The organism is Streptomyces sp. NPDC092952 (genome assembly GCF_044754785.1).
Classification (GTDB): domain Bacteria; phylum Actinomycetota; class Actinomycetes; order Streptomycetales; family Streptomycetaceae; genus Streptomyces.
The window spans coordinates 85625-104812 of record NZ_JBIVPT010000004.1 but is presented as its reverse complement, the minus strand read 5'-3'; the positions used below and the strand labels follow the sequence as shown (position 1 = coordinate 104812).

The window sequence follows — 19188 nt, the reverse complement described above, 5'->3', positions numbered from 1 at the left end:
TACGATTCGGTGGTTCGGCTTTCTCTCCGTCAGGACGGCTCCGCGTGTCTGTTCCCCGTGTGTACCAAGTGGCCCTGCCCGCCCTCTGTGTGACGGCGGTGCTGGCCCTGACCGGCTGCGACGTCGAGTCCCTGCCTCCCAAGGGGGGAAGCGGCAGCGAACGCACCGTCAGCGGCTTCGGGGCGAGCCCGCTGGAGAACCCGGACGGTACGAAGCCGGGCCTCGCGCCGCTCACCTCCGAGGCGGACCGGGCGGCCGGGCGGAAGGTCATCGAGCAGGTGACGACCAAGAGGCGCGGGACGAAGAACGGGTACGCCCGGGAGAAGTTCGGCTACGCCTGGAAGGACTCGATCGACGGGATACCGCTCGCCCGCAACGGCTGCGACACCCGCAACGACCTCCTCGCCCGGGACGGCAAGAAGGTCGAGCTCCGGTCGGGTTCCGACTGTGTGGTCGTGTCGATGACCCTCAAGGACCCGTACACCGGCTCGACCATCGCGTGGAGCAAGGAGCGGCCCGCCAGGATCCAGATCGACCACGTGATGCCGCTCTCGTACGACTGGCAGATGGGCGCCTCGCGTTGGGGCGACGCCAAGCGGCAGCAGATCGCCAACGACCCGCTCAACCTCATCCCGGTCGACGGGCCGGCCAACAACGCCAAGCGCGACTACGGCCCCGGCTCCTGGCTGCCGCCGTACGAGCCGATCCGCTGCTCCTACGCGGTGCGGTTCGCGCAGGTGGCCCTCAAGTACGGACTGCCGGTCACCACGGCCGACAAGACGGCGATGCTGGAGCAGTGCGGCGGCTGAGCCGGACGGGCACGGGCCGGTCGGGCTGAGGCGGGCTGAGGCGGGCCGCCGGGTTTGAGGCGGCCGGACGGGCTGAGGCGGGCGGCCCCTTCGCGGGGCCGGTCCGCCGCGGGCGTCAGAGCTTCAGGTCCCACTGGGTGGCGTCGTACGTGAAGCCGGGGTTGACCTCGACGTTCAGCTCCTTGGCGTCCACCGGGGCGTCGAAGGCGAACTGGACCGTGACCTTCTTGCCGGGCAGGATCGTGCCGTCGAAGCCCGCGCCCACCTTGTCGTCGAAGATCTGCTCGGCCTCCACGCCGTCCTTGCCGGCCCGCGCCGCGACGTTGACCAGCGTCGAGTCGAACTTCTCCTTGCCGGCGTTCTCGATGACGACGGCGATCCGGTACGCCTTCTTGCCCTTGGTGTGCCCGACGGCGTAGCTGCCCGGGGCGTAGGAAGTGGCGTCGCCGACCGTGACCGTCAGGTCGTCGTCGTACACGGCCGAGTCACCGGCCTCCAGGGGCTTGGAGATGTCCTTCTCCTCTCCTTCCTCCCCCTTCTTGCCGTCGTCCTTCTTGCCGTCGCCCTTGTCGGTGTCACCGCCGGGCTTCGGCTTCGCGGAGGCCGTGGTGTCCGACACCGCCTTGTCGAGGTCCTTCACGGCGTCGTTGACCACCATGAACGTGATCACCGCACCCACCACCGCGAGCACCAGGGAGACCCCGCCGAGCGCCGCGCCGAAGGTGGTCACCCCCTTGTTCGTGGCCTCGCCGCGCTTCACCCGGCCCCGGCCCGACAGCCCCAGGATCAGGGCGACGAGCCCCAGCAGGCCCGCCAGCCAGAACAGGAACGGGATCAGGCCGGACACGGCGCCGATGATCCCCAGGACGAGCGCGGTGACCCCCAGCCCGTTGCGTGCCGGGGGCGTCCCCGGCATCTGGGCGGGTGCGTACGGCTGCTGGGGCTGCGGCTGCGGGGACTGCGGCGGCTGCGTGAACTGGGACATGGCTGTGCCTCCGGCAAAAGCGGGAATGAGCGGAAACGGGTGGCGAGCGGCGCGTGCGGCGCTCTCGCGCATCGCCCGTGCAGCGATGGGTCAATAACAACAGAGACTGTGAACCGAGTCAACATGGTTCACAGTGAAAAGGGTGGTGCACGCTGTGAATCGGTAGCGTGTGAACCGGGTCGGTATGCTCGCCGACAAGCCACGACCGGGGCGCGCGCCAGGACCAGGGAGACAGCCAGTGCCGGAGAAGAAGACGGAGAAGGCGGAGAAGACGGAGAAGGTGACGGATGCGGGCGCGGGCGCGGCCGAGGTGACCGCGGCCGGGATCGCCCGGCTCGCGGGCGTCGGGCGCGCCGCCGTCAGCAACTGGCGCCGTCGGCACGCCGACTTCCCGAAACCCGTCGGCGGCACCGAGACGAGCCCGGCGTTCTCCCTCGCCGAGGTCGAGCAGTGGCTCCGCGACCAGGGGAAACTCGCCGAGGTCCCGCTGCGCGAGCGGGTCTGGCAGCAGCTCGCCGGACACCCGGCCGGAGCCGTCCCCGCCCTGGTCCACACCGGCTGCGCCCTGCTGCTCCTGCGGGCCAGCCCCAACGCCTGGCGGGAGTGCGCCGCCGTCCCGGACGAGCGGATGGCCGGGGTGCTCTCCCTCGCCCTCGACAAGCTGCTCGCCGAGCGGTTCGGCCCGGCGGCGGACCCCGGCAGGGCGGTGCACACCCCCGGCCGCGCCGAACTGCTCCCGTCCGTCCCGCTGCTCCGTGCCGCCGCCGAACTCGCCGAGGGCACCGGCGTTCCGGAGACCTTCGAGTTCCTGCTCGGCCGCCAACTGGACGCCAACCCGCGCCAGTACACGCTCACCCCGCCCGGACTCGCCGAGCTGATGGCCGCCCTGGCCGGAGCGCGGGGCGGGGCGGGGCCCCGTACGGTCCTCGACCCGGCCGCGGGCACCGGCGCCCTGCTGCGGGCCGTCGACGGCCCGGCCGCCCTGTACGCGCAGGAGGCCGACCCCGACCTCGCCGCGCTCACCGCACTCCGGCTCGCCCTCCACGCGGAGGAGGCCCGCACCCGCACCGTCGCCGCGCGGACCGGCGACACCCTGCGCGCCGACGCCTTCCCGCAGCTCACCGCCGATGTCGTCCTCTGCCACCCGCCGTTCAACGAACGCAACTGGGGCCACGACGAACTCGCCTACGACCCCCGCTGGGAGTACGGCTTCCCGGCCCGTACCGAATCCGAACTGGCCTGGGTCCAGCACGCCCTGGCCCGGCTCCGCCCGGGGGGCACCGCCGTCCTCCTGATGCCCCCGGCCGCCGCCTCGCGCCGCTCCGGCCGCCGGATCCGCGCCGACCTGCTCCGCCGTGGCGCCCTCCGCGCGGTCGTCGCGCTCCCGGCCGGGGCCGCACCCCCGTACGGCGTCCCGCTCCACCTCTGGGTGCTGCACAAGCCCGACGGCGGCCCGCACCCCTCGCCCGAACTGCTCGTCGTCGACACCGCCGAACCCGCCGAACCGGCCACGACGGGCCCCGCGTCCACCGCCCCGGCCGGCGGGCGCGACCGGCTCGACTGGCCGGCGGTGCACGGCGCCGTGCTCGACGCCTGGCGGGCCTTCACGGGGGAGGGCGCGGGCGACGGGGCCCCGGCCGCGGACCGACCCGGCACCAGCCGCGCCGTCCCCGTCATCGAACTCCTCGACGACGACGTGGACCTCGCCCCCGCCCGCCACCTGCCGCCCGCCGGTGCGGGCGGCCCGGCCGAACTGACCCGCGTACGGGAACGGCTCACCGAGACGCTCGGCCTCACCACCGCCCTCGCCCCGCCCCCCGCCGCCCTCCGCGACCCCGTCCACTGGCCGCTCACCACCGTCGGCGAACTCGCCCGCGCCGGGGCCCTCCAGCTCCGCACCGGCGGCTCCGGCACCGGCACCGCCCCCGTCCTCACCGAGCACGACGTCCTCGGGGCCACCGCCCCCTCGGGCAGCCTCCCCACCGACGGGCCCCCCGAGGAGCCGGTGTTCGTCGAAGCGGGCGACGTCGTCGTCCCCGTACTCGGCGGCGGCGCCGCCACCCGGGTCGTCGACGAGGCCACCGCGGGCGCCGCACTCGGCCGTAACCTCCAGCTGCTGCGCCCCGACCCGGCCGCCCTGGACCCCTGGTTCCTGGCCGGATTCCTGCGCTCCACCGCCAACAACCGGCAGGCCAGCAGCTACGCCTCCACCGCCACCCGGCTGGACGCCCGCCGCCTCCAGCTGCCCCGGCTGCCACTCGCCGAGCAACAGCGGTACGGGCGGAGGTTCCGCGCCCTGGCGGAGTTCGAGGACGCCCTCCGGCTGGCCGGCCGGCTCGGCGGACAGCTCGTCCAGGGCATGTACGACGGGCTGACCGACGGAACGGTCACACCGGACTGAGCGACGGCCACGACGCGGCCACGACGCGACCACGACGGACGCGACGCGGCCCCGGGTGAGGCGGAACACAGCCGACCCGTACAACCCCGGGCCGGTTGTCGTGGTCGCCCTTTACGCTCGGTTCCGTACGCACGGAGCGTGCACACGGAACTCACCGACCAGGTACTCCAGGAGCAGCCATGTACGCCCCGGTCCCACCGCCGATGCCGACGCCGCCGCGCCGGGTTCCCGGCCGGGCCTGGATCGTCTCCATGCGCGTGCTCTTCCCCCTGCTGACGGTGGGCTCGATCGGGCTGCTGCTGTGGACCCCGCTGCTCCGCCTCGCGATCGTGCGCCGCCGGGCCGTCGACTGGTGGCTGACCGGGGCCGGGTTCGTCTTCGTCTGCGTGCTCCTGCCGATCCTCGGCCGGGACGGCAGCGAGGAGCCGACCGGCATCGACAATGTGCTCATCCCGCTGCTGCTGCTCGTGATGGCCGGTTCGATCGCGTACTACCTGGTCGGGGACATCCGCCACTACGACCGGCTGACCAAGACACAGCACCCCGCGCCCGGATACGCCTACGTGCAGACGGTCCCGGTCCTCCCCTCGTCCGCCCCCGCTCCCGCCCCGGCCGCCTTCCCGCCGCAGCAGCAGCGGCAGATGCCGCAGCCGCCTCAGCAACAACAGCCCCAGCCCCAGCATCAGCAACAACAGCCCCAGTCCCAGCAACAACAGCCTCAGCCGCCCCAGCCGCAGCAACAGCCCCAGCGCATCGAGCAGGTCCGGGCCGAGCTCGACGAGCTGAGCGACTACCTCCGCAAGGCGGAAGGAAGATGAGCGGCCGGATCATCGGCGGCCGTTACGAGCTGGCCACCGTCCTCGGCCAGGGCGGCATGGGCCAGGTCTGGACGGCCTACGACCAGCGCCTGGACCGCCGCGTCGCGGTGAAACTGCTCCGCCCCGACCGGGTCACCGGCGTCGACAGCGGGGCCGCCGACGACCTGCGCCGCCGCTTCGTCCGCGAGTGCCGGGTCACCGCCCGGGTCGACCACCCCGGCCTCGTCACCGTCCACGACGCGGGCAGCGACGGCGACGACCTCTACCTCGTCATGCAGCACGTCGAGGGGGCCGACCTCGCCGACCACCTCGCCGAGCACGACCCGTACCCCTGGCAGTGGTCCGTCGCGGTCGCCGCCCAGCTCTGTTCCGTCCTGTGCGCCGTGCACGCCGTGCCGATCGTCCACCGCGACCTCAAGCCCCGCAACGTGATGGTCCGCCCGGACGGCACCCTCACCGTCCTCGACCTGGGCGTCGCCTCCGTCATGGACAACGACACCACCCGCCTCACCCACACCGGCTCACCCATCGGCTCCCCGGCGTACATGGCCCCCGAGCAGGCGATGGGCGGCGCCGTCGGCCCGTACACCGACCTCTACGCCCTCGGCGTGCTCCTGCACGAACTGCTCAGCGGCGACGTGCCGTTCGGCGGGGCCACCGCCCTCGGCGTCCTCCACCGCCACCTCTACGAACCGCCCGTCCCGGTCCGCCGGATCAGGCCCGACATCCCCGAACCGCTCGAAGCGCTGGTGCTCCGGCTCCTCGCCAAGGACCCCCAGCACCGCCCGTCCGGCGCCCAGGAGGTGTACGAACACCTCGCCCCGCTGCTCCCCGCGCCGGGCGCCGCCCCCGCCGCCGGGCCGCTCGACCCGACCCGCCCCTTCCTTCGCCCGCACGCCCCCTGGCCCGACCGCGCCGCCCGCGTACCCCCGCGGCCGCAGGTCCCGCCCGCCCCCGCCGCAGCGGCCCGGCCCGATGTGGCCGCCGCCGTCGACGACGTGAAGAAACTGCTCGGCGAGGGCCGGATCACCCAGGCGGTGGACCTCCTCGGCTCGATCCTCCCGGTCGCCGCCGAACAGCACGGCGAGGCCTCCACCGTCGTCCGCATCCTGCGCAAGCAGTACGCGGCGACGCTGATGGACGACGGGCAGTACCGCCGCGCCCTGCCCGAGCTGCGCCGGCTCGCCGACGACCGGTCGGCCGAGGCGGGCCCGGCCGACCCGCAGGCACTCCACTTCCGCCACGACGCCGCCCAGTGCCTGGAGCAGCTCGGCGAACCGGCCGCCGCGCTCGCCGAGTACCGGGCGATCCTGCCGTACTACGACGAGCACGCCCGGGGCGGCGACCCGGCCCGCTGGTTCGAGATCCGCAACCGCGTCGCCCACCTGCTGCTCGCCCTCGGCGACCACGTCACCGCCCGCGTCCAGCTCCAGGCGCTGCTGTACGACGCCGAGCGGGCCTACGGACCCCAGCACCCGCTCCCGGCGGAGCTGCGCCGCCGCCTCGACCGCCAGGCCGAGGTCCACGGCGGCTGATTGGCCCGGCTCAGCCGATCTCCTTGACCACCCGGGCGGGCACTCCCGCGACCATCGTGCCGGCGGGGACGTCACGCGTGACCACCGCACCGGCGGCGACCACCGCACCGGCGCCGATCGTCACCCCCTGCGTGATCACGGCGGCCGTCCCGATCCAGACGTCGTCCTCGATGACGATCGGGGCGAAGGAGAGGTACTGACGGCGCTCGGCCAGGGGCAGTGGATGGCCTCCGGTGATGAGGCTGACCCTCGGGGCGATCATGACGCCGTTGCCGATGCGGATGCTTCCCTTGTCCATGAAGGTGCAGCCCTGGTTGACGAAGACGTTCTCCCCGAACGTCGTGTTCAGCCCGTACTCGGTGAAGAACGGCGGGTAGATCACCACCGACTCCGGCAGCGGGCCGCCGAACACAACGGACAGTAGTTCCGCGCGGCCTTCGCTGTCGCTGAACGGAAGCACGTTCAGTCGGGACGTCGCATCGGTCACCTCCGCGATCCGCTCCGCGAAGCGCGCGAACTCGGGCGTCCGGACATGCATGACCTGCTCTGTGCGGGTAGACATGCGCTGATCCCACCACCACGCGGAGCATCGATCAAACAACCCGGAACCACACCGGAAACAACCAGAAGTTGTGGAAGCAGGAGGACACGCTTCAGGGCCGCCGCCGGTACGCCGACACCAGGCCGCCCGCGAGCAGGAAGGCCAGCGCCGCCGCCCCGGCCAGGGCGCCCGCCCGCAGACCCGGGGGCCGGAAGGCGCACTCCACCGACGTGCCGTCCGCCGGGGCCGGGGTGGCGACCAGGCCCAGGTGGCTGTCGGCGGGGCGGCCCTGGCAGCGCCAGCCCGCGATCCGGGGGGCGGCGAGCACCACCGTTCCCGTGGTGCCGGGCGGCAGTTCGGCCCGTACGCCGTCGTCGGTGACGTGGACGGCGGTCGCGCCGGTGGCCCGCAGCCCGTCGACGGCCGAGGCCAGCCGGGACCGGTCCAGGCAGCCGACCGCCCGGTGCGGCACCGTGCCGGGGCGCACCGGGGCCAGCGCGATCCGTACGTGCCCGTCCGCGCCGACCCGGCCCAGGTGCTGCATCGCGGCCCGCCGGGCCGGCAACCGGCCCTTGAACTCGACGTCCCGGCCGCCGCCGAGCCGGGCCCGGCCGAACAGGTCGGGCGTCCACAGATACGCCTCGGAGCCCGCCGGGCAGGTGGCGGTCAGCGTGTACGCGCCGCGCCGCACCCGGTAGTCGTACGCGCCCCGGTCCGTCACCGCGGCCGTACCGTCCGACGCCGCGCGCAGCACCGTCGGCGGGACCGTGTAGACCCGTGCGCCCAGCAGCAGCTCCTGGTTCCGGAACGCCGAGCGCCCGTACGCCACCGGCCCGCTCCCGGAACCGCCCGCCGGACGCACCGTCACCAGCGGCGGCGCCGCGGCCCGTCCCGCCGTCACCGGACGGTCGGCCGGGACGCCCATGCCGGTGTGCCCGGCGCCCTGATGCGGGTCGCGCGGGCCGCGTACCCGGGCGCCCACGGAGAACACCGCGTCCGTGACCGGGTTGTCCAGGCTCTGCACCGCCCGCCCGTTCGACGTCCACCCGCCGCCGAGCGCCCGCATGGTGCGGGTCAGCACGTCCGGCGTGTGGCTGCTGTAGTAGGAGCCGCCCTCCCCGCCCACCAGCAGCGGGTCGTTCGCGGTGGTCTGCTCCCGGCCCGGGTCCGTCCGGAAGCGCGGCCAGCCGTCGGCGCCCTCGACCACGGCCCGCTGGGTGCTCTGCCGCTCGCCCCAGGGCGCGTAGTCGTCGAGCCGGTTCAGCCGCTGCCGGTCGAAGTACGCGGTGGCCGCCGCGGCCTGTCCGGCCTGGGCGCCGATCAGCAGCACGGCCGCCAGCGCCGCGTACCGCCCGCCCCGCCCCACCAGCAGCAGGGCGAGGAGCGCCGCGCCCAGGCCGAGCGCGAACAGCGGATACGTCCAGCCCGTGACCAGCCCGCTGAACCACGCCCCGGCCGCCAGCAGCACCAGCACCGCCGCCCCGCCCGCCAGCGCCCGCCGCCCCGGCGGACCGTACGAGACCGAGATCCACGCGGCGGTCACCACCAGCCCGGCCAGCACGAAGGTCTGCCGGTACGGGCTGCCGTTGGGTGTGGCGAAGGCGTGCCAGAGCAGATGGGTGGGCTCCCACTGCATCGACAGCGCGACCCCGGCCACCAGCCCCGCCCACGCCCACCGCTCCCGCCCCGGCACCGACCGCTGGAAGGCCAGCGCACCGGCCAGCAGCAGGGTGCCCGTGCCGAGATAGAGGGCCGGGGTGAAGAAGCTGTACGTGGCGGGCAGCAGCCGGGCCAGCACATCGGTCCAGGAGGCGGGCGCGAACGGGCGGTCCCAGCCCGGGTAGGCGTGCTTGGTGCCCAGGTAGACCGGGATCAGGACCGGGGCCGCCAGCCCGATCCCCGTCCCGACCGTGCGTACCGCCCGTCCCAGCGCCAGGGCCACCGCCCGCCGGTCGTCCCGCTCGGTGAACAGCCGGACCGCCAGCACCAGCGCCGCGCCGAGCGTCGCCATGTACGCCGTGTAGAAGTTGGCCACCCACGCCAGCGCGACCAGCAGCGGCGCGGCGACACGGTGCCGCCCGGTCCTGGCCCACTCGGCGGCCAGGCAGAGCAGCGGCAGCGCGACCAGCCCGTCCAGCCACATCGGGTTGTACGCCGCCTCCGCGACCGACCAGCCGCACAGCGCGTACGAACCGCCCAGCACCCCGGCGACCCACCAGCGCCCGCCGCGCAGCGTCAGCAGGAACACCGCCATCAGCGCCGCCGCCGACGCCATCTTCAGGACCGTCACCACATAGACCGCGAGATCGATCCGGTCCCTCGGGAAGACCCCGACGAGCAGCGCGAACGGGCTGCTCAGATACGTACCCAGGTCCGGCAGGAAGCTCGTGCCGAACCCCGACGACCAGTTGAGCAGCAGCCCCCCGTCGGCCCGCCCGTGCAGCAGGTCCCAGAGCCGGGCGTGGAACGGGACGAACTGGTTGCCCAGGTCGTTGACGCTCCGCGTGTACGAGCCGAACGGAAAGCTCCGCGACACGGCGTCGCCCGCGCAGACCGCGACGACGGTGAGCAGCGCGGCGAGCGCGCCCGCGCGCGGGCGGGGGCGGGACGGCGGCGGGGGAGCGGCGGCGGACGCGGCGGCGGCGGAAGCGGGCCGGGACGTGGACGAGGACACGGGCATGGGCAGGAATATGTCAGCCTCGAACAGGCAAATCCCTTGTGCGACGCACCAGTTCACGCAATGGACGTTCGCCGGTCATGTGCTGCATCGGGTGCCGACACCTGGCCCGGTTGATGTACGTCTGTGCTGATCTCTCTGGTGGTGCCCTGCTACAACGAGGAAGAGATCCTCGAACGCTTCCACGACCGCGTCACGGACGAAATGGCCGGGCTCGGACACGATTTCCAGCTGGTCTTCGTGGACGACGGCAGCGCCGACCGGACGCTGGTGATCCTCCAGGAGCTGGCCGCCGCCGACCCCCGCGTCCGCTACGTCTCCTTCAGCCGCAACTTCGGCAAGGAGGCCGCCATGCTGGCCGGTCTCCAGCACGCCGAGGGCGACGCCGTCGTCATCATGGACGCCGACCTCCAGCACCCGCCCGAACTGGTCGGCCGGATGCTGGAGGAGTACGGGCAGGGCTACGACCAGGTGATCGCCCGCCGCACCCGCAAGGGCGACCGGGTCACCCGGACCGTCACCGCCCGCGCCTACTACTGGCTGATCAACCGCCTGGTCGACGTGGAACTCGTCGACGGCGTCGGCGACTTCCGGCTGCTGTCCCGCCGCACCGTCGACGCCGTGCTGCGGCTGACCGAGTACAACCGGTTCTCCAAGGGCCTCTTCGCCTGGGTCGGCTTCCGCACGAGGACCTTCGGCTACGAGAACGCCGTACGGGAGCAGGGCAGCTCCGCCTGGACCTTCGGCAAACTCCTCAACTACGGCCTCGACGGGCTGCTGTCCTTCAACAACAAGCCGCTGCGCGCCGCGCTCTACCTGGGCATGCTGCTGCTGTCGGTGGCCCTCGCGTACGCGGCGTGGATCGTCGGCGTCGCCCTGGTACGGGGCGTGGACACCCCCGGCTACGTCACCACGCTCGTCGTGGTCATCGCGCTCGCCGGGGTCCAGATGGTGATGCTCGGGGTGGTCGGGGAGTACGTCGGCCGCATCTACTACGAGGTGAAGCGGCGCCCGCACTACCTGGTCAAGGCCACGAACACGGAGACCGCGTCCGCCGTCCGCGAGGCCCGGGAGTCCGTACGCCGATGACGGTCACCGCCCAGCTGGCCCGGTTCGCCCTGGTGGGGGTCGTGAACACGGGCACGTACTACGGCTGCTACCTCGCGCTGCTGACCCGGCTGCCGTACATCGCCGCCCATGTGCTCGCCTTCGCGCTGAGCATGACCGGCTCCTTCTTCCTGAACTGCCGGTTCACCTACCGGACCCGCCCCACCTGGCGGAAGTTCCTGCTCTTCCCGCTGACCAACGCCGCCAACTTCGCCATCACCACCGGTGGCGTCTACCTGCTGGTCGACGTCGCCGGCCTCGGCAGCCGGTACGCGCCGCTGATCGCCGCCGCGGCGGCCGTCCCGATCACCTTCCTCGTCTCCCGGACGATCATGCTGCGCCCCGACGCGCCACCGGCGGTGGAGCGCGAGCACGTCGGCTGAGACGGACGGCGGGAGCCGGGATCTGATGTGGCAAAGTGTCGCGATGCATTGACACGTCGTGCCGCATTTCGGTCGGTCCGGCCGGTCCGGCCGATCCGGCCGATCCGATCAAAAGGTGTTGTGGTGAACAAGAGAAGAAGCCGGGCGCTGGTGGCTGCCGTCACGCCGATGCTGGCCCCCGGTGAGCAGGTGATGTCGACCTCGCTGGTGAACCTGAGCGAGGTCTCGGTCAAGAAGAACATCGCGATGGGGATCGCCGCGGCGGTGCTCAGCGGGGGAACCATGGTGGCCGCGGCGACCCCGCAGCCCATCTACCTCGCGACCACGGGGGAGCGGCTGTTCCTCTTCGTCGCCAACCCGACCTTCGCGAAGCCGGACCGGCACCTGGCCACGTACCTCCTCGCGGACCTCAAGCGGACCGAGGTCGAGCGCGGACTGCTGAAGCACTCGTTCGTCATGATCGACGAGTCCGCGCAGAGCGCCCTGCGCATCTTCTTCCAGCGGTTCGGCCCCGGCGGCCTGGACGTGGTGGCCGGGCAGATCCCGCAGGCCGCGGCGTAGGAACCGTACGGCCCGGATCGGCGGCCGCCGCCGCCCCGCGGCACGCGGCCGATCCGCGTCGCCGGCGCCCCACATCCCCAACTCCTTCCGAATCGTTGGTCGAATCAGTGGCCCCAGCCACGTCCACTGCCTAACATCGATCACCGCAAGGTCTTGTGCACTGATGCACAAAGTCTCCCCGGGAGGTTCCTTTGCACCGCCGCCGTCGCACCGCGCTCACCGTCTCCGCCGCCCTGCTCGTCGGCGTCCCCACCCTCGCCGCCTGCGGCAGCGAGACCCACCCGGGGGCCGCGGCCGTCGTCGGCGGGGAACGGATCGAGGTCTCCGCGCTCCAGGGCCAGGTGGCCGCCGTGCGCGCGGCGCAGAACGAGACGAAGGACGCCGCCCAGCTCGTCGACAAGTCCGGTCAGCTCGGCCGGGCCAAGCTGCACAGCATGATCTTCGACCGGGTCCTCGACCGGGCCGCCGCGGACGCGGGCGTGACCGTCGACCGTGTCGAGATCCAGCAGATGCGCAAGGCCGCCGAGGCCCAGACCGGCGGGGCGACGGGGCTGCGCACGGTGATGCTCCAGCAGAGCTGGGTCGCCCCCGGGCAGATCGACGCCGTGCTGCGCGAGCAGGTCCAGCTGACGAAGCTGGCCGCCACCCTCGGCGTCGACCTCCAGCAGCCCGCCGGCCAGCAGGCCGTGGGCGAGGCGCTCGGCAAGGCGTCGAAGGCGCTCCGGGTCGACGTCAACCCGCGCTACGGAACCTGGGACAGCAAGCAGGCCCAGCTCGCCACCTACAAGGCCCCCTGGATCACCCAGGTCACCAAGCCGGCCGGAGCCGGGGCCTGACCTGCGGCGGAACGGGCGGCGGCGACAGAGGTAGATTCGAACGGTGAACGCTGAAGACCCCGGCCGCATCGTCCTGCTCACCGCCAGCCACCGCGTCGCCCCCGGACTGCTGTCCTGGCCCGCCTGGCAGGCCCTGCACGGCGCCGACCGGGTCCTCTGCGCCGACCCCGACCACCCGCAGCTTCCGTACCTGCGCGAGGCGGGCGTCACCGTGGAGCACGCCGCGCCCACCGCGCCGGAGCTCGTCGACGCCTGCGCGGGCGGCCGGAGCATCGTCGTCCTCGCGGGCGGCGAGGGCGATCCCGCGCTCACCGACGGGCTGGCCCGGCTCGCCGGATCGGGGCGGACGCGGATGCCGGACCTGGAGCTGCTGCCCGGCTCGTACGACCTTCCCGGCGCCCGGCTCCTCGACCTGGTCCAGATCATGGACCGGATCAGGGTCGCGTGCCCGTGGACCTCGCGGAAGACCCATGAGGGCCTCGCCAAGTACGCGATCGAGGAGGCGTACGAGCTGGTCGAGGCGATCGAGGACGGCGACCGGGACGAGCTCCGCGAGGAGCTGGGCGACGTCCTCCTCCAGGTCGTCTTCCACGCCAGGATCGCCGAGGAGGGCCGCCCCGGGGACGGCGCGGAACCGTTCTCCGTCGACGACGTGGCCGCCGGGCTCATCGAGAAACTGATCCACCGCCACCCGCACGTCTTCGGCGACGAGACCGCCGAGACCCCCGAGGACGTCCACGCCCACTGGCTGCGCACCAAGGCGGAGGAGAAGCGGCGCGACTCGGTCACCGACGGCGTCCCGGTCGGCCAGCCCGGCCTGGCGCTCGCGGCCAAGCTGGCGAGCCGGGTCCGCACCGCCGGTCTCGACGTGCCGCTCCCCGCCGGCGAGGGCATCGGCTACGAGCTCCTCGCCCTCGCCGTCCGGGCCGAACGGGACGGCGTCGACCCCGAGGCCGCCCTCCGCGCCGCGGGCCGCGCCTACCGGGACGCCATCAGGGCGGCGGAGGGCCACGGCGAGGGCCGAGAGGCAGCGGATAACGTCGAAGGGTGAACCACAGCCCCGCCGACGACCACCCCGCCACGCCCTCCACGGACCACCCGGCCGCCACGGACCGCCCCGCCGGGCCCGCCGCCTGCCCGGCCGCCGGCCCGGTCGTCCCGTCGGACCCGACCGTGGACCACCCGTCCGCCGCCGGGCCCGCCACGTGCCCGGCGGCGGACGGGGCGCCCGCACTCTTCACCTGGGAGTTCGCCACCGACCCGTACCCGGCGTACGCCTGGCTGCGCGAGCACAGCCCCGTCCACCGCACCGAGCTGCCCAGCGGCGTCGAGGCCTGGCTGGTGACCCGGTACGAGGACGCCCGGCAGGCCCTCGCCGACTCCCGGCTCTCCAAGAACCCGGCCCACCACGCCGGACCCGCGCACGCCAAGGGGAAGACCGGCATCCCGGGCGAGCGCAAGGCGGAGCTGATGACGCATCTGCTGAACATCGACCCGCCCGACCACACCCGGCTGCGCCGCCTCGTCTCCAAGGCGTTCACCCCGCGCCGGGTCGCCGGGTTCGCCCCGCGCGTGCAGGAACTGACGGACCGGCTCATCGACCGCTTCGCCGAGAGCGGCGAGGCCGACCTCATCCACGACCTGGCCTTCCCGCTCCCCATCTACGCCATCTGCGACCTGCTCGGCGTGCCGCCCGAGGACCAGGACGACTTCCGGGACTGGGCGGGCATGATGATCCGCCACGGCGGCGGCCCGCGCGGCGGCGTCGCCCGGTCGGTGAAGAAGATGCGCGGCTACCTCGCCGAACTCATCCACCGCAAGAGGGAGGAGCCCGGCGACGACCTGATCTCGGGGCTGATCCGGGCCAGCGACCACGGCGAGCACCTCACCGAGAACGAAGCCGCCGCCATGGCCTTCATCCTGCTCTTCGCCGGCTTCGAGACCACGGTCAACCTGATCGGAAACGGGGTGTATGCCCTGCTTCGCAACCCCGGGGAACGCGAACGGCTGCAACGCTCCCTCGACGCGGGGGAGGAGGAGCTGCTGGAGACCGGCATCGAGGAGCTGCTCCGCTACGACGGCCCGGTGGAGCTGGCCACCTGGCGGTTCGCCACCGAACCGCTGACGCTCGGCGGACAGTCCATCGAGGCCGGGGACCCGGTGCTCGTGGTTCTCGCGGCCGCCGACCGCGACCCGGACCGCTTCCCGGACCCCGACACCCTCGATCTCGCCCGACGTGACAATCAGCACCTCGGATACGGGCACGGCATCCACTACTGCCTCGGCGCGCCGCTCGCCCGGCTGGAGGGACGGACCGCGCTCGCCACCCTGCTGAACCGTCTCCCGGACCTGCGACTCGCGGTGGAACCGACCGATTTGCGGTGGCGTGGCGGGCTCATCATGCGCGGACTCCGCACGCTCCCGGTGCAGTTCACGCCGGAGTGCGCCGCACCAGAAACTGATGCCTCGTCAACTCTGTGACTTTCACGTGATCCGCGCTGCATCGACTTGTGACGCGCGTTCGAGTGCGGCTAGGTTCACCGTTCGACCCACGAGTCAGACGTCAGTCACACGGAAGGCAATTCCATGGGATCCGCGAACGGCAGGCACCGTCGCCCCCGGCAGGCACCGGCCATCGTCGTCGCAGCGGGCGTGACCGGATCGGCCATCGCCATTCCGCTGCTCGGCGCGTCGGGCGCGTCCGCGGCCGAGGCCACGACCTGGGACCGGGTGGCCGAGTGCGAGAGCGGCGGCGCCTGGAGCGCCGACTTCGGCAACGGCTCCTACGGCGGCCTCCAGATCTCGCCGGAGGTCTGGAAGGCGTACGGCGGCGAGACCTACGCGGACCGCGCCGACCTCGCCAGCCGGGCGCAGCAGATCGCGGTGGCCGAGAAGGTCCTGGCGGACAAGGGGCCGCAGGCGTGGCCCAGCTGTGCGGTCATCTCCGGCCTGGCGACGGACGGCTCGCTGCCCGGCGTCGACCCCGGCACGACCCCCTCCGGGGATGAGCAGGACGACACGTCGGACGTGGTCACGCCGCCCCACAGCGCCTGGGAGGGTGCGGACGCGGTGGACGGCTCGGACGGCTCGTCCGGCAACTCCGGCAAGCACAAGGGCGGGTCGAACGGGAACGGGAAGGGCTCGAAGGCGCCGTCCGCGGAGACCTCGCCCTCGGCCACCCCGTCCGATTCCACCGGCGCGCCGTCGAAGGCCGGCCAGGACGACTCCGCCTCGCCCGAGTCCTCCAGCGGCACGAACGGCCGCCACCGCGGCGCCCCGGCCGCCGACGAGAGCCGTGGCGCGGACGGCGGCCACCGCGAGTCCGGCCGGCACGCCTCGCGCGGCGGCGACGCGCGCGACACGGCCGGGCAGGCCGCCGACGGCACGTACGCCGTCCGGTCCGGGGACAACCTCTGGACGATTGCTGATGCACAGAAGGTCCCCGGCGGCTGGCCCGCGCTCTACGAGGCGAACAAGGACGTCATCGGCTCCGACCCGGACCTCATCCTCCCCGGTCAGAGCCTCGATCTCGGCGTGAAGGCCGAGTAGGGGCGAGCGGTCGGCGGTCCGGAAACCGCCTAAAAACGCCTCGGAAACCGGGGTAGTTCAGGGACCTATGTCCACTTATGCGTAAGTGAGACATGGGTCTCTTTGCGTCTTCCGGCGTGTCGCGATTCGGAGGGCCTTCCACCCCGCCCCGACCTGCGGAAACAGTAATTCTTCAGATGCAAGTACGGGCTGATTGTCTGATGTGTCCATCTTTGAATGTAGGGCTTGCGTATGTTTACGGTCGGAATCGCTCGCACCGCGGGCCCCGTCGACCGTCACGCCGAATCCTGCCGTCGGTCGAAGGGAAAACAGACGCGTACAGCGCCGTAGGCAGGAGCGGGGGACCCAGGTAAGCCGCCGGGTCCGGACGTCGGGACGACGTATCGGATCAGGCTTGGGGTGAAGTCGCGTGCTAGGACGTGCGACCGGGCAACTCACTCGGCCCGAACCCGACAGCTCACCTCGTAGGCGTCGGTGAGGAGAAGTTCCATGCTGCTTTCCAGCAAGGGCAAGCACCGCCGCCCGTCCAAGGCCGTCCGCCTCGTCACGCTCGCCGGTGTCGCGGGTGCCGCCGTCGCCGTGCCGCTGATGGGCGCCACCAACGCCTCCGCCGCCTCCGTCGCCACCTGGGACGCCGTCGCCCAGTGCGAGTCCGGCGGCAACTGGTCCATCAACACCGGCAACGGCTACTACGGCGGCCTGCAGTTCTCGCAGTCGAGCTGGGCCGCCGCCGGCGGTACCCAGTACGCCCCGCGCGCCGACCTGGCCACCAAGGCCCAGCAGATCGCCACCGCCGAGCGCCTCCTCGCCCTCCAGGGCCCGGGTGCCTGGGCCTGCGCCGGTGCCGGCGGCCTGACCAACGACGGTGTCGACCCGGGCGTCGACACCGGTTCGTCCTCGAACTCCTCCGCCAACTCGACCGCCGGCTCCGGCGCCTCCGAGCAGCAGAGCGCCGCCCCGAAGAAGCAGGCGCAGCCGAAGCCGGCCGAGCGCACCGAGGCCCCCGCCGCCTCCCGTTCGGACCGTGGCCAGGCCCCGAGCGCCGAGTCGAAGAAGACCGTCACCACCCCGACCGGCGAGAAGGTCAAGAAGGGCGACGGCGAGTACAAGGTCGTCGAGGGCGACTCGCTGAGCAGGATCGCCGCCGAGCACGGCGTCAAGGGCGGCTGGCAGCGGCTGTTCGAGCTGAACAAGGACATCGTCGAGGACGCCGACCTGATCTACCCGGGTCAGCAGCTGCACCTGACGAAGTAACACGGGACCCCGCGGCGCGGGCTCTCCCCTCCAGGCCGCCCCGGTCCGGCGCGCATCCCCCCGTGCGCACCGGACCGGGGCGATGCCGTCCCCCGGCCGTTGCGCCGGCTTCCCCGCTCCCTCCGCTCGGGGGAGCGGGGGTGCGTTCAACTGTTGTAGTTACCGACCGGTAAATTTTGGGCGGTATGACCGGCAATGAGGTCTCTCGGGTCGTTTTTCGTCCCAGGGGTCGGGCGGTCGTGGGGGCGGGCGGGCCGGGCCGGTTAGGCTCTTGTCGCAAGGCCAAAGCGACCCTGCACCAACAGCGTCATATCCCAGAAGGAGATGCCACGTGCCGTCCATCGACGTCGTCGTAGCCCGGGAAATCCTCGACTCCCGCGGAAACCCCACGGTCGAGGTCGAGGTCGGCCTCGACGACGGCAGCACGGGCCGTGCTGCCGTTCCGTCCGGCGCCTCCACCGGTCAGTTCGAGGCCATCGAGCTCCGTGACGGCGACCCCAACCGCTACCAGGGCAAGGGCGTCGAGAAGGCCGTCCTCGCCGTGATCGAGCAGATCGGCCCGGAGCTCGTCGGCTACGACGCCACCGAGCAGCGGCTGATCGACCAGGCGATGTTCGACCTGGACGCCACCGAGAACAAGGGCTCGCTCGGCGCCAACGCCATCCTCGGCGTCTCGCTGGCCGTCGCCCACGCCGCCTCCGAGGCCTCGGACCTGCCGCTCTTCCGCTACCTGGGCGGCCCGAACGCGCACCTGCTGCCCGTTCCGATGATGAACATCCTGAACGGCGGCTCGCACGCCGACTCCAACGTGGACATCCAGGAGTTCATGATCGCCCCGATCGGCGCGGAGTCCTTCTCCGAGGCCCTGCGCTGGGGCGCCGAGGTCTACCACACGCTGAAGAAGGTCCTGAAGACCAAGGGCCTGTCCACCGGCCTCGGCGACGAGGGCGGCTTCGCGCCGAACCTGGAGTCCAACCGCGCCGCCCTCGACCTCATCGTCGAGGCCATCAAGGAGGCCGGCTACGTCCCGGGCAAGGACATCGCGCTCGCGCTCGACGTCGCCGCGTCCGAGTTCTACAAGGACGGCACGTACGAGTTCGAGGGCAAGTCCCGCTCGGCCGCCGAGATGACCGAGTACTACGAGGAGCTCGTCGCCGCGTACCCGCTGGTCTCCATCGAGGACCCGCTGTTCGAGGACGACTGGGCCGGCTGGAAGGTCATCACCGACAGGCTCGGCGCCAAGGTGCAGATCGTCGGCGACGACCTCTTCGTCACCAACCCGGAGCGCCTGGCCCGCGGCATCGAGGAGGGCTCCGCCAACGCCCTGCTCGTCAAGGTCAACCAGATCGGCTCGCTGACCGAGACCCTGGACGCCGTCGAGCTGGCCCAGCGCAACGGCTTCAAGTGCATGATGTCGCACCGCTCCGGCGAGACCGAGGACGTCACCATCGCCGACCTCGCCGTCGCCGTGAACTGCGGCCAGATCAAGACCGGCGCCCCGGCCCGCTCGGACCGCGTCGCCAAGTACAACCAGCTGCTGCGCATCGAGGAGATCCTCGACGACGCGGCGGTGTACGCCGGCCGCTCCGCCTTCCCCCGGTTCCGCTCCGCGGACCAGTAGGCACAGCCGCTCCGCGGACCAGTAGGCACCCGCAGGCGCCGCCACTCCGCGGGCCTGCGGAAACGCCTCTCGCGGAGCAGTGCGCGCCGCGAACGGCCCCGGCCTCCGTCC

General features: G+C 72.7%; 16 protein-coding genes and 1 riboswitch. Of the genes, 13 read left to right on the top strand and 3 right to left on the bottom strand.

The annotated features are described in order from the left end of the window. Nucleotides 1-44 precede the first annotated feature (44 nt). Entirely contained in the window at nt 45-809 is a 765-nt protein-coding gene (locus ACIQGQ_RS11480) for an HNH endonuclease family protein (protein WP_402393670.1), read from the top strand. Nucleotides 810-924: 115 nt separating this feature from the next. On the opposite strand, the gene ACIQGQ_RS11475 is transcribed toward ACIQGQ_RS11480, so the two are convergent. Further along, complete coding sequence (locus tag ACIQGQ_RS11475; protein WP_402393667.1) at nt 925-1794, bottom strand: DUF4190 domain-containing protein; 870 nt, start codon at nt 1792-1794, stop codon at nt 925-927. Nucleotides 1795-2104: 310 nt separating this feature from the next. On the opposite strand from ACIQGQ_RS11475, the gene ACIQGQ_RS11470 reads away from it, so the two are divergent. From ACIQGQ_RS11470 to ACIQGQ_RS11460, 3 genes are all read left to right on the top strand, one after another. After that, nucleotides 2105-4195, top strand: coding sequence for an N-6 DNA methylase (locus tag ACIQGQ_RS11470; RefSeq protein WP_402394798.1), 2091 nt, complete (start codon nt 2105-2107; stop codon nt 4193-4195). A 179-nt stretch (nt 4196-4374) separates the two neighbouring features. After that, nucleotides 4375-5013 carry a hypothetical protein gene (locus ACIQGQ_RS11465; RefSeq protein ID WP_402393664.1) on the top strand — a complete coding sequence of 213 codons (639 nt, stop codon included), beginning with the start codon at nt 4375-4377 and terminating at the stop codon, nt 5011-5013. Next, nucleotides 5010-6548 carry a protein kinase gene (locus ACIQGQ_RS11460; RefSeq protein WP_402393661.1) on the top strand — a complete coding sequence of 513 codons (1539 nt, stop codon included), beginning with the start codon at nt 5010-5012 and terminating at the stop codon, nt 6546-6548. Before ACIQGQ_RS11465 ends, ACIQGQ_RS11460 begins: the two co-directional genes overlap by 4 nt. Before the next feature lie 10 nt (nt 6549-6558). Here the strand turns inward: ACIQGQ_RS11460 and ACIQGQ_RS11455 are convergent, their stop codons facing one another. Both ACIQGQ_RS11455 and ACIQGQ_RS11450 read right to left on the bottom strand, forming a co-directional pair. Beyond that, nucleotides 6559-7086: a DapH/DapD/GlmU-related protein gene (locus ACIQGQ_RS11455; protein WP_402394795.1), complete on the bottom strand. Its 528-nt coding sequence runs from the start codon at nt 7084-7086 to the stop codon at nt 6559-6561. Nucleotides 7087-7201: 115 nt separating this feature from the next. Beyond that, complete coding sequence (locus ACIQGQ_RS11450; RefSeq protein ID WP_402393658.1) at nt 7202-9769, bottom strand: YfhO family protein; 2568 nt, start codon at nt 9767-9769, stop codon at nt 7202-7204. A 123-nt stretch (nt 9770-9892) separates the two neighbouring features. On the opposite strand from ACIQGQ_RS11450, the gene ACIQGQ_RS11445 reads away from it, so the two are divergent. From ACIQGQ_RS11445 to eno, 9 genes are all read left to right on the top strand, one after another. Further along, nucleotides 9893-10855, top strand: coding sequence for a glycosyltransferase family 2 protein (locus tag ACIQGQ_RS11445; protein ID WP_402393655.1), 963 nt, complete (start codon nt 9893-9895; stop codon nt 10853-10855). Beyond that, a complete protein-coding gene (locus ACIQGQ_RS11440; RefSeq protein WP_352276947.1) occupies nt 10852-11256 on the top strand; it encodes a GtrA family protein in 405 nt (134 codons plus the stop codon). Before ACIQGQ_RS11445 ends, ACIQGQ_RS11440 begins: the two co-directional genes overlap by 4 nt. A gap of 123 nt (nt 11257-11379) precedes the next feature. Then, nucleotides 11380-11817, top strand: coding sequence for a hypothetical protein (locus tag ACIQGQ_RS11435; protein ID WP_402393650.1), 438 nt, complete (start codon nt 11380-11382; stop codon nt 11815-11817). Nucleotides 11818-12008: 191 nt separating this feature from the next. Next, complete coding sequence (locus ACIQGQ_RS11430) at nt 12009-12653, top strand: SurA N-terminal domain-containing protein (RefSeq protein WP_402393647.1); 645 nt, start codon at nt 12009-12011, stop codon at nt 12651-12653. Between the two features lie 43 nt (nt 12654-12696). Continuing rightward, complete coding sequence (locus ACIQGQ_RS11425) at nt 12697-13704, top strand: nucleoside triphosphate pyrophosphohydrolase (RefSeq protein ID WP_402393644.1); 1008 nt, start codon at nt 12697-12699, stop codon at nt 13702-13704. A gap of 122 nt (nt 13705-13826) precedes the next feature. After that, nucleotides 13827-15134, top strand: a complete 1308-nt coding sequence (locus tag ACIQGQ_RS11420; RefSeq protein ID WP_402394792.1) for a cytochrome P450 — start codon at nt 13827-13829, stop codon at nt 15132-15134. 105 nt (nt 15135-15239) lie between these two features. Then, the gene (locus ACIQGQ_RS11415; protein WP_402393641.1) at nt 15240-16202 is read left to right on the top strand and encodes a transglycosylase family protein; all 963 of its coding nucleotides are present in this window, start codon (nt 15240-15242) and stop codon (nt 16200-16202) included. A gap of 312 nt (nt 16203-16514) precedes the next feature. Beyond that, nucleotides 16515-16688, top strand: a riboswitch (cyclic di-AMP (ydaO/yuaA leader). A 3-nt stretch (nt 16689-16691) separates the two neighbouring features. Next, entirely contained in the window at nt 16692-17456 is a 765-nt protein-coding gene (locus tag ACIQGQ_RS11410; protein WP_402393638.1) for a transglycosylase family protein, read from the top strand. A gap of 331 nt (nt 17457-17787) precedes the next feature. Further along, complete coding sequence (gene eno / locus ACIQGQ_RS11405) at nt 17788-19077, top strand: phosphopyruvate hydratase (RefSeq protein ID WP_402393635.1); 1290 nt, start codon at nt 17788-17790, stop codon at nt 19075-19077. Nucleotides 19078-19188: the final 111 nt, after the last annotated feature.

Excerpts from the sequence above, each read along its gene's own strand:
- ACIQGQ_RS11475 (WP_402393667.1), bottom strand. The coding sequence starts at position 1,794 with ATGTCCCAGTTCACGCAGCCGCCGCAGTCCCCGCAGCCGCAGCCCCAG.
- ACIQGQ_RS11465 (WP_402393664.1), top strand. The coding sequence starts at position 4,375 with ATGTACGCCCCGGTCCCACCGCCGATGCCGACGCCGCCGCGCCGGGTT.
- ACIQGQ_RS11460 (WP_402393661.1), top strand. The coding sequence starts at position 5,010 with ATGAGCGGCCGGATCATCGGCGGCCGTTACGAGCTGGCCACCGTCCTC.
- ACIQGQ_RS11455 (WP_402394795.1), bottom strand. The coding sequence starts at position 7,086 with ATGCATGTCCGGACGCCCGAGTTCGCGCGCTTCGCGGAGCGGATCGCG.
- ACIQGQ_RS11450 (WP_402393658.1), bottom strand. The coding sequence starts at position 9,769 with ATGCCCGTGTCCTCGTCCACGTCCCGGCCCGCTTCCGCCGCCGCCGCG.
- ACIQGQ_RS11440 (WP_352276947.1), top strand. The coding sequence starts at position 10,852 with ATGACGGTCACCGCCCAGCTGGCCCGGTTCGCCCTGGTGGGGGTCGTG.
- ACIQGQ_RS11415 (WP_402393641.1), top strand. The coding sequence starts at position 15,240 with ATGGGATCCGCGAACGGCAGGCACCGTCGCCCCCGGCAGGCACCGGCC.
- ACIQGQ_RS11410 (WP_402393638.1), top strand. The coding sequence starts at position 16,692 with ATGCTGCTTTCCAGCAAGGGCAAGCACCGCCGCCCGTCCAAGGCCGTC.